The organism is Dietzia psychralcaliphila, assembly GCF_003096095.1.
GTDB classification, from domain to species: Bacteria; Actinomycetota; Actinomycetes; order Mycobacteriales; family Mycobacteriaceae; genus Dietzia; species Dietzia psychralcaliphila.
The window spans coordinates 1,879,787-1,894,898 of sequence record NZ_CP015453.1 but is presented as its reverse complement, the minus strand read 5'-3'; the positions used below and the strand labels follow the sequence as shown (position 1 = coordinate 1,894,898).

Here is a 15,112-nt window from a genome sequence, read left to right as displayed (position 1 = left end):
CCTACGAGAGGACCACGCTGATGTTCACCGGAATCGTCGAGGAGCTCGGCACGCTGGAATCGGTCGAGACGGTCGGGGACTCCGCGCGCCTGCGGATCCGCGGGCCCCTCGTCACGTCCGACGCCGGTCACGGCGACTCGATCTCCGTCAACGGTGTCTGCCTCACCGTCACGGAGTTCACCGTCGGGGTGGGCTTCGCCGCCGACGTCATGGCCGAGACCCTCGATCGGACCGCACTGGGTGCGCTGGGTCCCGGGGATCCCGTGAACCTCGAGCGCGCGATGCGGGCGGACGCACGGTTCGGTGGTCACATCGTCCAGGGCCACGTCGACGGCACCGGCGCCGTGATCAGCAGGACGGAGCACGACCAGTGGCACGTGGTACGCCTCTCGTTGCCGGTGGACCTGGCCCGCTACGTCGTGGAGAAGGGCTCCATCACGGTGTCCGGTACCTCCCTCACCGTGTCGGCGGTCAGCGGACTCGACGAGACCGAACCGTGGTTCGAGGTCTCCCTGATCCCCACCACCCTCGAGGAGACGATCCTGGGCGGGTTGACCCCGGGGGACGAGGTCAACCTCGAGGTCGATGTCCTGGCCAAGTACGTGGAGCGCCTCCTCGGCGGACGCGGTGGCCGGTCCCACTGACCGGATGCGCCATACTTGTGGCCGTGCCCGCGGCCGACGCCCGGGTTTGATGAGTACCGAGGAGAACCCGCAGCAGTGACCACCTTCGACGGCATCGACCGCGCCATCGCCGACATCGCGGCGGGACGAGCCGTGGTCGTGGTGGACAGCGAGGACCGAGAGAACGAGGGCGACCTGATCTTCGCCGCCGAACTCGCGACCCCCGAGCTCATGGGATTCCTCGTGCGCTACTCGTCGGGGTACGTCTGCGTCGCGCTCGAGGCCGAGGACTGCCTCCGGCTGGATCTGCCGCCGATGCGGGCGATCAACGAGGACCGGCACGACACCGCCTACACGGTGACCGTGGACGCCCGCACCGGCGTCTCCACCGGCATCTCCGCCGCCGACCGGGCGCGGACGGCTCGGCTGCTGGCCTCCACCGAGGCCGTGCCAGGTGACTTCACGCGGCCCGGCCACGTGGTTCCGCTCCGTGCCCGGCCCGGAGGCGTCCTCACCCGGCCGGGTCATACCGAGTCGGCGGTGGACCTCGCGCGCCTCGCCGGACTGCGGCCCGCCGGCGTGATCTGCGAGATCGTGTCCGAGGAGGACCCGACCACCATGGCCCGGACCCCCGAGCTCCGGCGCTTCGCCGACGAGCACGGCCTGGCGATGATCACGATCGAGGCGCTACAGGACTGGCGCCGGGCCCACGAGGTGCAGGTGATCCACGAGGCGGCCGCCCGTATCCCGACCCCGGCCGGGACGATGACCGCCCACGGATACCGCGACGTCCTCCAGGGAGTCGAGCACGTCGCCATGGTCGCCGGGGACATCTCGGGGGACGAGCCCGTGTCGGTCCGCATCCACTCCGAGTGCCTGACCGGGGACGTCTTCCATTCGCTGCGGTGCGATTGCGGTCCGCAGCTCGACGCCGCAGTCGCCTCGATCTGTGAGGAGGGCCGAGGGGTCGTCCTCTACATGCGGGGTCACGAGGGCCGCGGGATCGGTCTGGTCCAGAAGCTCCGCGCCTACCAGTTGCAGGACGACGGCCGCGACACCGTGGACGCGAACCTGGACCTCGGCCTACCCGCCGACGCACGGGACTTCAGCCTGGCCGCGCAGATGCTGCGGGATCTCGGGGTGACGCGCGTCCGTCTGATGACCAACAACCCCGCCAAGGCCGACGCCCTCCGTGCCGGCGGGGTAGAAGTGGTGGCGCGGGTCCCCATGCCCACCGCCGTGACCTCCGAGAACCTCCGTTACCTGCGGACCAAGCGGGATCGGATGGGCCATCTGCTCGAGGGTCTGGACGACGGGATCGACCCGGACACGAACGGAGAGGATCGGCGATGAGCGGCACCGGTAGACCGGAGTTGGTGATCCCCGACGCCCGCGGACTGCGACTGGGTGTGGTGGCCTCCACGTGGCACGACGAGATCTGCGCGCAACTGATGGACCGGGCCCTCGCGGTGGCGGAGACCTCCGGTGCCGTCGTCTCCGTCGCCCGTGTCACGGGGGCCGTGGAGCTCCCGGTGATCGCGCAGGAGCTCGCCAGGTCCCATGACGCCGTCGTGGCCCTCGGAGTCGTCATCCGGGGCTCGACCCCGCACTTCGACTACGTGTGCCGCTCGGTGACCGACGGCCTGACCCGTATCGCGCTCGACGAGGCCACGCCGGTGGCCCACGGGGTGCTCACCACCGAGAACGAGGCCCAGGCCCGCGACCGCGACGGTCACGAGGGCGCCGCCGAGGACAAGGGCGGGGAGGCGGTCGCCGCCGCACTCCGGGCAGCCCTCACCCTCCGCGACCTACGGGCGGGACGATGACCGAGCACCTCTACCCCGAGCACGCGGACTCCGAGCGCCCGGACTCCGAGCGTCGGGACCTCGGGCACCAGGACCTCGAACACTGGGACTTCGAGCACCGTCCACGTCGACTCCGGATCGCCGTGATCGCGCTGGCCATCCTGACCGTCCTCGTCCACATCGTCTGGGCGATCGTCCTGGTCCGGGACGACACCGGGGTCACCATCGGGATCGTCGACCAGCTCGCCTTTGTGGTGATCGGCCTGATCTTCGCCGGCGTGCTCCTCACCCTTCTCCGGATCAGGGTGCGGGTGGGCGAGCAGGGGGTCGAGGTCCGGGGACCACTGCGTACCAGGCTCTGGGACTGGCAGGACATCGTGGGGATCACGTTCCCGCGGTCCAGCATGTGGCCACGTCTGGAGCTCCCCGCCTACGAGCACGTCGGGGTCTGGGCCATCCTGACCGTCGACGGACAGGACGCGGTCGAGGCCATGGGCACCATGCGGGAGGTCATCCGCCGGTACAAGCCCTCGGCCGCCGATCCCGAGACCGTCGCCGACCGCTGATCCGTCGTGGTCGACCCGCGCACCTACCGGCCAGCCCCCGGTTCCATCCCCACGGAACCGGGGGTCTACCGCTTCCGCGACGAGCACGGCCGAGTCATCTACGTGGGCAAGGCCAAGAACCTGCGCAGCCGGGTCAGTTCGTACTTCGCCGACCTCACCCTGCTCCACCCGCGCACGCGGCAGATGGTCACCGCTGCCGCCGGGGTCCAGTGGACCGTGGTCTCGACGGAGGTCGAGGCCCTCCAGCTCGAATACACGTGGATCAAGAAGTACGACCCCCGGTTCAACGTGCGGTACCGCGACGACAAGACCTATCCGCTTCTGGCGGTGACCGTGGGGGAGGAGTTCCCCCGAGCCTTCGTCTACCGCGGGCCCCGCCGGGCCGGGACCCGCTACTTCGGCCCCTACTCACACGCGTGGGCGATCCGGGACACGCTCGACACCCTCCAGCGGGTGTTCCCGGTCCGGTCGTGCACGGCCGGGGTGTTCCGACGGCAGGCCCAACTGGGTCGGCCCTGCCTGCTCGGCTACATCGACAAGTGCGCGGCGCCGTGTATCGGCCGGGTGTCCGCGGACGAGCACCGGGAGATCGTGAACGAACTCTGCGACTTCCTCGCCGGCAAGACCGACGTCATCATGCGGCGGATAGAGAAACGGATGCTCGAGGCGTCCGAGGAACTGGACTTCGAACGCGCGGCCCGGCTGCGGGACGACCTCGGCGCGATGAAGCGGGCCATGGAGAAGCAGGCCGTGGTCCTGGGCGACGGTACCGACGCCGATGTCGTGGGCGTCGAGGTGGACGAACTGGAGGTCTCCGTCCAGGTGTTCCACGTCCGCAGCGGGCGCATCCGTGGCCAGCGCGGCTGGGTGGTCGAACACGCACACGGAGTGGATGCGGGCGGTCGGTTCGACCCGGTGCTCGCGGTCCCCGGTGTCGTCTCCGACTACCTCGCCCAGTTCTACGGGGGGGAGGCCGACCTGGCCGGGGCCACCGAATCGGGCACGGATCTCGCTGCCGCGGTACCGCGGGAGGTACTCGTCCCCGCCCTCCCCGAGGATGCGGCCGAACTCGCCGACTGGCTCTCCACCCTGCGCGGATCACGGGTGTCACTGCGGGTCCCCCAGCGGGGCGACAAGCGGTCGCTGGCCGAGACGGTCCGCCGCAACGCGGTGGAGGCACTGACCCAGCACAAACTGCGCCGCAGCGGTGACCTCACCGCGCGCTCGGCAGCGCTGCAGGAGATCCAGGAGACCCTCGAACTCGACACGGCGCCGCTGAGGATCGAGTGCGTGGACATCTCGCACACCCAGGGCACCGATGTCATGGCCTCCCTGGTGGTGTTTGAGGACGGGCTCCCCCGGAAGAGCGACTACCGCCTCTACCGGATCCGTGAGGCGGCGGGCGACGGTCACTCCGACGATGTCGCGAGCATCGCCGAGGTGACCCGCCGACGGTTCCGGCGGCACCACGAGGAGCCGGCGGTGACCCCGGACGACACCGACGGCCCGGTCGACGACGAGGCGGAACCGGATGCCGCGGGCGCGGGACGCTCTACGCCGACCCGCCGCTTCGCCTACCCTCCCCAGCTCTTCGTGGTGGACGGCGGCCGGCCCCAGGTGGAGGCCGCCGCCGAGGTGCTGTCGGAACTCGGAGTCAACGACGTGCCGGTGATCGGGATCGCCAAACGTCTCGAGGAGATCTGGCTGCCGGGAGAGGAGTACCCCGTGATCTTCCCCCGGCACGGTGAGGGGTTGTTCCTGCTGCAACGTCTGCGCGACGAGGCGCACCGCTTCGCGATCCGGGCCCACCGGGGCGCCAGGTCCAGACGGATGACGACGTCGGTGCTCGACGAGGTCCCCGGGCTCGGTCCCTCCCGTCGGGCGGCGCTGCTGGAGAAGTTCCCGACCGTGTCCACCCTCCGGGCGGCGAGCAGCGACGACCTCTGCGCCGTTCCCGGGATCGGCCCCGGGGTGGCGGCCGCGATCCGGGCGACCCTGGGGTCGCAGGACCCGGCGGCGGCCGAACCGACCGAGGGGGCGGCACCCGCGGACACACCGGGTTCGGACGGCGCGGGCGCCGACGTGGGAGACTCGGGCCGAGCGGTCGGCGATGGCGGTACGAGCAACTCGAGGTGATCCATGGACGAGAACGGTGAGGGGCGCGAGCTCCTGCTCATCAGCGGGATGTCCGGCGCGGGCAAGGGCACGGCGTCGAAAGTGCTCGAGGAGTTCGGCTGGTATGTCGTGGACAACCTCCCGCTGGACTTCGTCGGGGAACTGCTCGAGCGTGTGCAGGAGCCCGACGGCGAGCCGCGCAGGCTGGCGATCGTCGCGGACGTCCGCAGCAAGGGCTTCGATGAGCACATCAGCGAGCTCCTGCAGCGCTTCGACGGCAGTCCGCAGGCGAGGGTCCTCTTCCTCGACGCGGCGGACGAGGAACTGGTCAAGCGGTTCAACAGCGTTCGACGATCCCATCCCCTGCAGTCGGGGGACGGGCTGATAGACGGCATCGAACGGGAGCGCAAGGTCCTCGAGGGGATCCGCGGCCGCGCCGACGTCGTCGTCGACACCACCTCGCTCAGCGTCCACGACCTCCGGCACCGGCTCGAGACGCCGTTCGGCGACCTGGGATTCGACTTCCACCTCACCGTCGAGTCCTTCGGCTTCAAGTACGGGGTCCCGGTCGATGTGGACATGCTGCTCGACATGCGGTTCCTGCCCAATCCGCACTGGATCCCGGAACTGCAGTCGCATACCGGTCGCGAGAAGCCGGTCCAGGACTACGTCCTCGCGGACCAGTCGATCGAGGAGTACCTCCGTGCCGCGGTATCGATGATCGGTCTGGCGATGACCGGCTACCGCCGGGAGGGCAAGCGGTACATGACCATCGCGGTCGGATGCACCGGCGGCAAGCACCGCAGTGTCGCCATCTCCGAATCACTGGCCGGACGGCTGGCCGGTCTCGATTCCGTCGACGTCCACGTCCGCCACCGTGACCTCGGACGAGAGTGATCTCGTGACCGGCCAGACCACGGTCGGTGGATCCGACCGGATGGGGTCACTCGTCGCACTCGGCGGGGGACACGGGTTGTCGGCAACCCTGCGTGCCGGTCGGATGGTGGCCGACCACGTGACCGCGGTGGTGACCGTGGCGGACGACGGTGGCTCCTCCGGCCGTCTTCGCCGCGAACTCGACATCCTGCCGCCCGGCGACCTCCGGATGGCGCTGTGTGCGCTCGCGGCCGACGATGACGAGCACCAACGGCTGACCAGCCTGTTCCAGCACCGCTACGGCGGAACCGGGGCCCTGGCGGGCCACGCAGTGGGCAACCTCGTCTTCGCGGGTTTCTGGGAGTTGCTCGGGGACCCCGTCAAGGCGCTCGAGGCCGTCGGGTCGATCCTCGGGGTGACCGGGCGGGTACTCCCCATGTCCCCGGTCGCACTCGACATCGCCGCGGAGGTCGTCGGACTGGAAGCCGACCCCCGGGTGGTGCGCACGATCATCGGTCAGGTCGCGGTGGCAACCACACCCGGCAGTGTGCGTCGGGTACGACTCATCCCCGCCGACCCGCCTGCGGCGGACGGCGTCGTGGAGGCGATCGACTCCGCGGACATGGTCGTCCTGGGGCCGGGATCCTGGTTCACGAGTGTCATCCCGAACATGTTGGTACCCGAGATCGCGGCCGCTCTCGCCCGTACGAGCGCGACCAGGGCGCTCGTCCTCAACCTCGCGCCGCAGCACGGTGAGACCGCCGGCTTCTCCGCCGAGCAGCACCTCCACGTGCTGCGCCAGCATGCGCCGGAGGTCGACGTCGATGTGATCCTGGTGGACCCGCGGATGCCGCTGAGCGGGACGGAACGCGAACACCTCGACCGTGCCGCGGCGGGTCTCGGGGCGCGGGTCATGGTGGCGGACATCGCCAGGACGTCATCGGATGGGACGATGAGACCAGTGCACGACCCCGCTCTGCTCGCCCGGGCGCTCGCCGCCACGGTGAGGACGGGGGCCGATGAATGACCGGAGAACGAAGGAGCAGGGCGTGTCACTGACCGCACAGGTCAAGTCCGAACTGGTGAGGGTCCCGGTGGGCAACTCCGAGACCAGGAAGGCCGAGATCGCCTCACTCCTGCGGTTCGCGGGCACCCTGCAGGTCCTCTCGGGCCGCCTCGTGATCGAGGCGGAGGTCGATTCGGGTGAGATCGCCGATCGGCTGGCCGGAGAACTCGACTCACTCTTCTCGGTGCCCTGCGAGATCCACCCGATCGGGGGATCCGGTGGGAAGCCGGCCCGGAAGTTCGTTCTTCGGGTGATCGACCGGGGTGCCGACCTGACCCGCCAGCTCGGGCTGGTCGACAGCGCCGGGCGCACGGTCCGGGGACTGCCCGCCGCGGTCGTCGGTGGATCCGTCGCGGCCGCGGAGGCGTCGTGGCGGGGGGCGTTCCTCGCCCACGGTTCCCTGACCAAACCCGGCCGGTCTTCGGCGTTGGAGGTCACCGCGCCCGGCGCCGAGGCGGCGATGGCGCTGGTGGGTGCCGCGCGTCGGCTCGGGGTCACCGCGAAGGCCCGAGAGGTCCGCGGAGGTGACCGGGTCGTGATCCGGGACGGAGAGGCGATCGGGGTCCTCCTCTCCCGGATGGGTGCCACCGCCACCAGGGACATCTGGGAGGAGCGGCGTTCACGCGGAGAGGTCCGGGCGACCGCCAACCGGCTCGCCAACTTCGACGACGCGAATCTCCGCAGGTCCGCACGGGCGGCCGTCGCGGCGGCCGCCAGGGTCCAGCGCGCCCTCGAGATCCTCGCCGAAGACGTCCCGGACCACCTGCTGGCCGCGGGTGAGCTGCGCGTCCAGCACCGCCAGTCCTCACTGGAGGAACTGGGCCAGCTCGCCGACCCACCCATGACCAAGGACGCGGTCGCCGGACGGATCCGCCGACTGTTGTCCATGGCAGACCGCAAGGCCGCCGATCTGGGTATCCCGGACACCGAGTCCGTCGTGACCGAGGACATGCTCGACGAAGACTGATCCGCGCGCTGTGGACCCTGCACAGCCCCCACAGGTGGCGGGTAGTCTGGGTCACGTCCCCGGGCTCCACCCAGCGCTCAGGGGTTCTTTCTCGCACCACCTATAAGGAGACATCACGTGACCGTGCGCGTAGGCATCAACGGATTCGGACGTATCGGCCGCAACTTCTACCGCGCGGTGGAGGCACTGAAGGCCGAGGGCAAGACCGATATCGAGATCGTGGCCGTCAACGACCTCACCACGAACGACATGCTCGCTCACCTGCTCAAGTACGACTCGATCCTCGGTCGCCTGGGCAAGGACGTGACCTTCGACGACAACTCGATCACCGTCGGTGGGGCCAAGATGGGTGCGCTCGCGGTCAAGGAGGGCCCGTCCGCGGTGCCGTGGGGCGACTACGACGTCGACGTCGTGGTCGAGTCCACCGGTATCTTCACCTCCGCGGACAAGGCCCGCGGCCACCTCGAGGGTGGGGCGAAGAAGGTCATCATCTCCGCGCCCGCCTCGGGTGAGGACATGACCATCGTCATGGGCGTCAACGACGACCAGTACGACGGTTCACAGACGATCATCTCCAACGCCTCCTGCACCACCAACTGCCTCGCGCCGGTGGCCAAGGTCCTGTCCGACGAGTTCGGGATCGTCAAGGGCCTCATGACCACCATCCACGCGTACACCCAGGATCAGAACCTGCAGGACGCGCCCCACAGCGACAAGCGCCGTGCCCGCGCCGCGGCGATCAACATGGTGCCCACCTCCACGGGCGCGGCCAAGGCCGTCGCGCTCGTACTTCCCGAGCTCAAGGGCAAGTTCGACGGCTACGCCGTCCGCGTGCCGCTGCCCACCGGCTCGCTCACGGACCTGACGGTCGAGCTCGAGAAGAAGGCCACGGTCGAGGAGGTCAACGCCGCCATCAAGGCCGCCGCCGAGGGCCCCATGAAGGGAATCCTCAAGTACACGGAGGACCCGATCGTCTCGTCGGACATCGTCACCGACCCGCACTCGTCGATCTTCGACGCGCAGCTGACCAAGGCCATCGACGGCCAGATCAAGATCGCTTCCTGGTACGACAACGAGTGGGGTTACTCCAACCGTCTCGCCGACCTCGTCGGCCTGGTCGGCAAGTCCCTGTAAGAGCCCTCGGGCCTGCGCACACAGCACCACACCGGGCCCGGTCCGGGAACGCCCCACAGCGTCCCGGCCGGGCCCGCGGTACATCACACGCAGCACCGCACCACAGCAGCACCGCAACACACCACACCACCACAGCACCACCGTCCTCCCGGACCACAGTGCTCCCACACCTCAGTCCTCCCGAACCTCAGTCCTCCCGACAGGAGCCCCACCCCATGGCAGTGAGCACGCTCAAGGACCTGCTCGACGCCGGAGTCGAGGGTCGCAAGATCCTCGTCCGCTGCGATCTCAACGTCCCACTCGACGGGTCGACCATCACCGACTCCGGCCGGATCACGGCCTCACTGCCCACCCTCAACGCGCTGCTCGACGCCGGCGCCGCGCTGGTGATCACGGCACACCTGGGCCGGCCGAAGGGCGCGGCCGACCCGTCGTTCTCGCTGGCCCCCGTTGCTGAGAGGCTGAGCGACGAGCTGGGTCGATACGTCCAGCTGGCCGGCGACGTGGTGGGGCCGGACGCCCGCGAGCGCGCCAACGGACTGACCGACGGCGACGTGCTCCTGGTCGAGAACATCCGCTTCGACCCCCGTGAGACCAGCAAGGATCCCGCCGAGCGTGCCGCGTTGGCCGCCGAGCTGGCGAGCCTCGTCGGCGAGGACGGCGCGTTCGTCTCCAACGGTTTCGGTGTGGTCCACCGCGCGCAGGCATCGGTCTACGACATCGCCGAGGTGCTCCCGGCCTACGCCGGCGACCTGGTCCAGAGCGAGGTCGAGGTCCTCGCCGGCCTGACCGGGGACGCCGAGCGACCGTACGCCGTGGTGCTCGGCGGGTCCAAGGTCTCGGACAAGCTCGCCGTGATCGAGGCGCTCGCTCCCAAGGTCGACACACTGGTCATCGGTGGCGGCATGTGCTTCACCTTCCTGGCCGCACAGGGTCACGGCGTCGGTTCCTCGCTCCTGCAGGAGGAGATGATCGGCACCTGCAAGGACCTGCTCGACAAGTTCGGTGACGTGATCACCCTGCCCGTGGACGTGGTGGCGGCAGACGGGTTCGCCGCCGACGCCGCGCACACCACGGTGCCGGCCGACGCGATCCCCGACGGCAAGATGGGGCTCGACATCGGCCCCGAGTCCATCGCCTTGTTCACCGACAAGCTGTCCGCCGCCAAGACCGTCTTCTGGAACGGCCCGATGGGCGTGTTCGAGTTCGAGGCGTTCTCCAGCGGTACCCGTGGCGTCGCCGAGGCGATCATCACCGCGACCAGGGACGGTGCGTTCTCCGTGGTTGGCGGTGGCGACTCCGCTGCGGCCGTCCGCACGCTCGGGCTGGGCGAGGAGAACTTCTCGCACATCTCGACGGGCGGCGGTGCCTCGCTCGAGTACCTCGAGGGCAAAGAACTCCCGGGGGTCACCGCCCTCGAACGCAGCAACTGATCCACACTCGCCGACCCACAGGAGAAACAATGGCACGCACACCGCTCATCGCCGGAAACTGGAAGATGAACCTCAACCACCTCGAGGCGATCGCGCTCGTGCAGAAGGTGGCCTTCGCGCTGCCGGAGAAGTACCTCGAGAAGGTGGAGGTGGCATTCATCCCTCCGTTCACCGACATCCGCGGTGTCCAGATCGTGATCGAAGGGGACAAGCTCGGTTTCGCCTACGGCGCGCAGGACGTGTCGGTCCACGAGTCCGGTGCGTACACCGGCGAGATCTCGGCGGGAATGCTCGCCAAACTCGGGTGCACCTACGCCGTGGTGGGCCACTCCGAGCGTCGCGAGTACCACTCGGAGACCGACGAGCTGGTTGCCGCCAAGGCCGCGGCGTGTCACAAGCACGGTCTCACCCCGATCGTCTGCGTGGGGGAGAAGTTGGAGACCCGGGAGGCGGGTGACCACGTGGGCTTCGTCGTGGAGCAGCTCAAGGGATCCCTCGCGGGCCTGGGCAAGGAGCAGCTGGCTTCCACCGTCATCGCCTACGAGCCCGTGTGGGCCATCGGGACGGGCAAGACGGCCTCGGCCGCGGACGCGCAGGAGGTGTGCGCGGCCATCCGCTCGGCCCTCTCCGAGCTGGCGGGTCCCGAGATCTCGGATCAGATGCGCGTGTTGTACGGCGGGAGCGTCAATGCCTCCACCGTCGGTGAACTCCTCGAGCAGCCCGACGTCGACGGCGGCCTGGTGGGCGGGTCCTCGCTCAAGCCCGACGAGTTCGCCCAGCTCTCCGCCATCGCCGCCGGCGGTCCGCTGCCCTGAGTCGACCCGCCCGGCGCGGCCGCCCCGAGGCGGGCGGGCGCGCCGGGATTCGCCATGGAGATCCCACCGGGTAGTCTGGACCAGTCGTCCTCTGACCGCCCCGACCCGACGTAAGGCCCGATCCGTACATGAAGCTCGCCCTGGACATCTTCCTCGTCGCCACCAGCCTGCTGTTGATGCTGTTCATCCTGCTGCACCGCGGTAAGGGGGGCGGTCTGTCCTCGCTGTTCGGCGGCGGTGTGCAGTCCAGCCTCTCCGGGTCGAGTGTCGTGGAGCGCAACCTCGACCGTGTGACCGTGGTCGTGGCAATACTGTGGCTCATCGCGATCGTCGCGGTCGGCCTCCTGGTCCGCTTCGGCTGACCCTCCGCCCTCCGCGGCCTCCGGCGCGTCGACACGAGGTGCGCTCCTCCTTCAGTGGAGGAGCGCACCTCGTCGTCGATATCGTGTCAGTTCAGCGCGGACGCCGCGCCCTCGTCGAGGTGGTAGGTCGTCGACTCGGACCCCACCGCTCCGGCCACCGGCCATTCCGTCGGGTCGGCCCCGCCGAGTCCCCGGGCCACCGCCTCCGCCTTGCCCTCACCGGCCGCCACCACCAGTACGTGCCGTGAGCGACGAACCGCCGGGAGGGTGAACGTCATCCGCTCGGCAGGGGGCTTGGGGCACTCGCGGACGCCCACCACCATCCGCTCCGTCTCGGCGACCGCGGGGGTGTGCGGGAAGATCGAATCGATGTGCCCCTCGGGTCCCATGCCCAGGATGGTCACGTCGAAGATCGGATCGTCGCCGCCGGGGATGTCGAGAGACTCGAGGAATCGTGCGGCGGCGGAGTCGACATCGCTGTCCTCCGCGGTTCGCGCCGGCCAGCGGTGCACGGTCGGACGGTCACCCAGGGAATCGAGAAGAGCCTCGTCCAGCTGGCCGTCGTTGCGCTCCGGGTGACCAGCGGGAACGAACCGCTCGTCCCCGAAGAAGATGGTGACCCGTTCCCAGTCCACGGGGGACCCGGCGAGGGCGGCGGCGGTCTTGATCCCGACCGAACCCCCCGTCAGTGCCAGCGTCGCCTGTCCCGCGGCGTCGATCCGCTCGGTGAGACACTCCGCTACCGTCCTGGCGGCCGCGGCGGCCAGCGCATCCGTGTCGGTGTGGACTACATGACGGATGTGGGGCATCGATCCTCCTGTGGTCGTGGTTCTCGGTCTGCGGGACGGTGGGCGCTCCCGCTCAGCGCACGGAGGCAGAGGTGTAGATCACCCGGTCGTGGTTCGCGAGGGCGTCGGCGTACACACCGTCGGTGTCCATTCGGCGGAGTTCCTCGGCGAGGCAGTCCGCCACGCTCCGTTTCACCAGCGTCACCCGCGTGGGGGAGTGACCGGTGATCCGTAGCTCCGCCGAGGTGGGGCTCACCTGCTCGATGACGATCGATCCGGAGGCGCGCTCCAGGACGACCATCCGCGGCCCCACCGCGCGGTGGACGTCGATCCCCAGACGGGAGGCGAGCCAACCACCGGCGAGGTCCACCGACGCCGCCCGCTCGGGTCCACACACCGTGGCGCCGGTGATGGTCTCGAACGGCGGCCTGTCCAGGGTGGCCGCCAGCAGGGAACGCCAGTGCGTGACCCGCGCCCAGGCGAGATCGGTATCCCCCGGGGAGTACCCGGCCGCCCGTTTGGCGAGTGCGTCCGTCGGGTGCCCCTCGGCGTCGGAGTCCACGATCCGGCGTCGCGCCAGACGACCCACCTTGTCCTCGGACAACAATGTCGGCGAGTGTCTGGGCCACCACACCGCGAGAGGAGTGTCGGGGAGGAGCAACGGAGTGACCAACGAGGCGGACTGCGACGCCATCGCCCCCGAGGTCCGCAGGACCACGACCTCGGCCGCTCCCGCGTCGCCACCGACCCGGATCTGACCGTCGAGTCGGTCCGCCCTGGCGCGGTTGCCGCGGATCACCACGATCACCCGACACGGGTGCTCACGGCTGGCCTCGTTGGCCGCCTCGATCGCGGTTTCGCTGCCGCGGACATGGTCGGTGAGGACGATCAGCGTGAGCACCCGGCCGATCGTGCTCAGCCCCGCGTCCTCACGGATCTGCACGAGTTTCTTGGAGATCTCGCGGGTCGAGGTGTCAGGTAGGTCAATGATCACGGTCGCCTCCATGCGCGGCCACTGCGGGCCAGGATCTCGTCGGCACCACGCGGACCCCAGGTCCCGGCCTGGTACTGCTCGGGGGTGCCACCGGCCGACCATTCACTGAGCACCGGATCGAGGAGCATCCAGCTCAGTTCCACCTCGCGCGAGACGGGGAACAGAGACGGTTCGCCCAGCAGGACGTCCAGGATGAGCCGCTCGTACGCCTCGGGCGAGGATTCGGTGAAGGCCTCACCGTAGGCGAAGTCCATGTTGACGTCGCGGACCTCCATCGCGGTGCCGGGGACCTTCGACCCGAACCGCAGCGTCACGCCTTCGTCGGGTTGCACACGGATCACCAACGCGTTCTGGCCCAGCTCCTGGGTCATGGTCGCGTCGAAGGGCAGATGGGGGGCGCGCCTGAAGACCACCGCGATCTCAGTGACGCGACGGCCCAGCCGCTTGCCGGTGCGCAGGTAGAACGGGACGTCGGCCCAGCGCCTGTTGTGCACCTCCAGGGTGATCGCGGCATAGGTCTCGGTGGTGGAGGACGGGTCGTACCCCTCCTCGTCCTTGAGCCCCACCACCTGCTCGGACCCCTGCCACCCGCCGGAGTACTGGCCGCGGGCAGCGGTCTCGGAGATCGGCAACGCGAGCGAGGTCGACTCCAGGACCTTGGTCTTCTCCGCCCGCAGCGCCTCCGCCGAGAAGTCCGTGGGTTCCTCCATCGCCACCAGCGCCATCAGCTGGATGAGGTGGTTCTGGATGACGTCACGCGCCGCCCCGATCCCGTCGTAGTATCCGGCGCGGCCGCCGAGGCCGATGTCCTCGGCCATGGTGATCTGCACGTGGTCGACGTGGTTGGTGTTCCACACCGGCTCGAAGAGCTGGTTGGCGAAGCGCAGCGCGAGGATGTTCTGGACCGTCTCCTTGCCCAGGTAGTGGTCGATGCGGAACACCGAGTCCTCGGGGAAGACGGCTCCCACCACCGCGTTGAGCTCACGGGCACTCGCCAGATCGTGTCCGAATGGCTTCTCGATGACCACGCGGCGCCATGCTCCGTCCACCGCCCTGGTACATCCGGTGCGGTCGAGGTGCCGGCAGACGGTGGGGAAGTCGTCCGGGGGGACAGAGAGGTAGAAGGCGTAGTTCCCGGCGGTGCCCCGTTCGGTCTCGAGGGCGGTCAGCTGCTCCGCCAGTCGATCGAACCCCTCGTCGTCGTCGAAGGTCCCGGTGACGAACCGGAGTCCCGCCGCCAGCTGTTCCCAGACGTCCTCGCGGAACGGGGTGCGACACCGTTCCCTGGCGTGTTCACGGGCGAAATCGGCGAAGTCGGAGTGGGTCCACCGGCGGCGACCGAAACCGATGAGGGAGAAACCCGGTGGGAGCAGACCCCGGTTCGCCAGGTCGTAGACGGCGGGGATGAGCTTTTTCTTGGAGAGGTCCCCGGTGACGCCGAAGATGACGAGGCCGGACGGCCCGGCGATCCGGGGCAGCCTACGGTCCCGTGGATCGCGGAGCGGGTTGGCCGACCCCTCCGGGCCGCCGACGGTGTCGCCGACGGCCGGGGAGGGCAGGCTGTCCGG

At 69.5% G+C, this 15,112-nt stretch carries 15 protein-coding genes; 12 read left to right on the top strand and 3 right to left on the bottom strand.

Annotated features, from left to right (window positions below; all coding sequences use genetic code 11):
- The first annotated feature begins 20 nt into the window (after window positions 1–20).
- The 12 genes from A6048_RS08655 to secG all read left to right on the top strand — a co-directional run bounded on the left by A6048_RS08655 (window position 21) and on the right by secG (window position 11,762).
- Entirely contained in the window at window positions 21–644 is a 624-nt protein-coding gene (locus A6048_RS08655; RefSeq protein WP_107747559.1) for a riboflavin synthase, read from the top strand.
- 75 nt (window positions 645–719) lie between these two features.
- The gene (locus A6048_RS08650; RefSeq protein WP_107747560.1) at window positions 720–1,976 is read left to right on the top strand and encodes a bifunctional 3,4-dihydroxy-2-butanone-4-phosphate synthase/GTP cyclohydrolase II; all 1,257 of its coding nucleotides are present in this window, start codon (window positions 720–722) and stop codon (window positions 1,974–1,976) included.
- The gene (ribH, locus tag A6048_RS08645) at window positions 1,973–2,449 is read left to right on the top strand and encodes a 6,7-dimethyl-8-ribityllumazine synthase (protein ID WP_107747561.1); all 477 of its coding nucleotides are present in this window, start codon (window positions 1,973–1,975) and stop codon (window positions 2,447–2,449) included. Before A6048_RS08650 ends, ribH begins: the two co-directional genes overlap by 4 nt.
- Window positions 2,446–2,994, top strand: a complete 549-nt coding sequence (locus tag A6048_RS08640) for a PH domain-containing protein (protein WP_107747562.1) — start codon at window positions 2,446–2,448, stop codon at window positions 2,992–2,994. The genes ribH and A6048_RS08640 overlap by 4 nt, the downstream gene beginning before the upstream one ends.
- A 6-nt stretch (window positions 2,995–3,000) precedes the next feature.
- A complete protein-coding gene (uvrC, locus tag A6048_RS08635) occupies window positions 3,001–5,130 on the top strand; it encodes an excinuclease ABC subunit UvrC (protein ID WP_107747563.1) in 2,130 nt (709 codons plus the stop codon).
- Window positions 5,131–5,133: 3 nt separating this feature from the next.
- Window positions 5,134–6,006, top strand: a complete 873-nt coding sequence (gene rapZ, locus A6048_RS08630; protein ID WP_107747564.1) for an RNase adapter RapZ — start codon at window positions 5,134–5,136, stop codon at window positions 6,004–6,006.
- A gap of 40 nt (window positions 6,007–6,046) precedes the next feature.
- A complete protein-coding gene (locus A6048_RS08625) occupies window positions 6,047–7,012 on the top strand; it encodes a gluconeogenesis factor YvcK family protein (RefSeq protein ID WP_107747705.1) in 966 nt (321 codons plus the stop codon).
- A gap of 22 nt (window positions 7,013–7,034) precedes the next feature.
- The gene (whiA, locus tag A6048_RS08620; protein WP_107747565.1) at window positions 7,035–8,018 is read left to right on the top strand and encodes a DNA-binding protein WhiA; all 984 of its coding nucleotides are present in this window, start codon (window positions 7,035–7,037) and stop codon (window positions 8,016–8,018) included.
- Between the two features lie 117 nt (window positions 8,019–8,135).
- On the top strand, window positions 8,136–9,152 hold the full coding sequence (gene gap, locus A6048_RS08615; RefSeq protein WP_107747566.1) for a type I glyceraldehyde-3-phosphate dehydrogenase: 1,017 nt from the start codon (window positions 8,136–8,138) through the stop codon (window positions 9,150–9,152).
- Between the two features lie 215 nt (window positions 9,153–9,367).
- Entirely contained in the window at window positions 9,368–10,585 is a 1,218-nt protein-coding gene (locus tag A6048_RS08610) for a phosphoglycerate kinase (protein ID WP_107747567.1), read from the top strand.
- A 29-nt stretch (window positions 10,586–10,614) separates the two neighbouring features.
- Window positions 10,615–11,400, top strand: coding sequence for a triose-phosphate isomerase (tpiA, locus tag A6048_RS08605; RefSeq protein ID WP_107747568.1), 786 nt, complete (start codon window positions 10,615–10,617; stop codon window positions 11,398–11,400).
- A 128-nt stretch (window positions 11,401–11,528) separates the two neighbouring features.
- Complete coding sequence (gene secG, locus A6048_RS08600) at window positions 11,529–11,762, top strand: preprotein translocase subunit SecG (protein WP_107747569.1); 234 nt, start codon at window positions 11,529–11,531, stop codon at window positions 11,760–11,762.
- A gap of 86 nt (window positions 11,763–11,848) precedes the next feature.
- Here secG and pgl read toward each other — a convergent pair whose 3' ends face one another.
- From pgl to zwf, 3 genes are read right to left on the bottom strand one after another with little or no spacing between them, the layout of a single operon-like run.
- A complete protein-coding gene (gene pgl, locus A6048_RS08595) occupies window positions 11,849–12,571 on the bottom strand; it encodes a 6-phosphogluconolactonase (RefSeq protein WP_107747570.1) in 723 nt (240 codons plus the stop codon).
- A gap of 52 nt (window positions 12,572–12,623) precedes the next feature.
- On the bottom strand, window positions 12,624–13,544 hold the full coding sequence (locus A6048_RS08590; RefSeq protein WP_327493994.1) for a glucose-6-phosphate dehydrogenase assembly protein OpcA: 921 nt from the start codon (window positions 13,542–13,544) through the stop codon (window positions 12,624–12,626).
- A complete protein-coding gene (gene zwf, locus A6048_RS08585; RefSeq protein WP_107747706.1) occupies window positions 13,541–15,103 on the bottom strand; it encodes a glucose-6-phosphate dehydrogenase in 1,563 nt (520 codons plus the stop codon). The genes A6048_RS08590 and zwf overlap by 4 nt, the downstream gene beginning before the upstream one ends.
- Window positions 15,104–15,112: the final 9 nt, after the last annotated feature.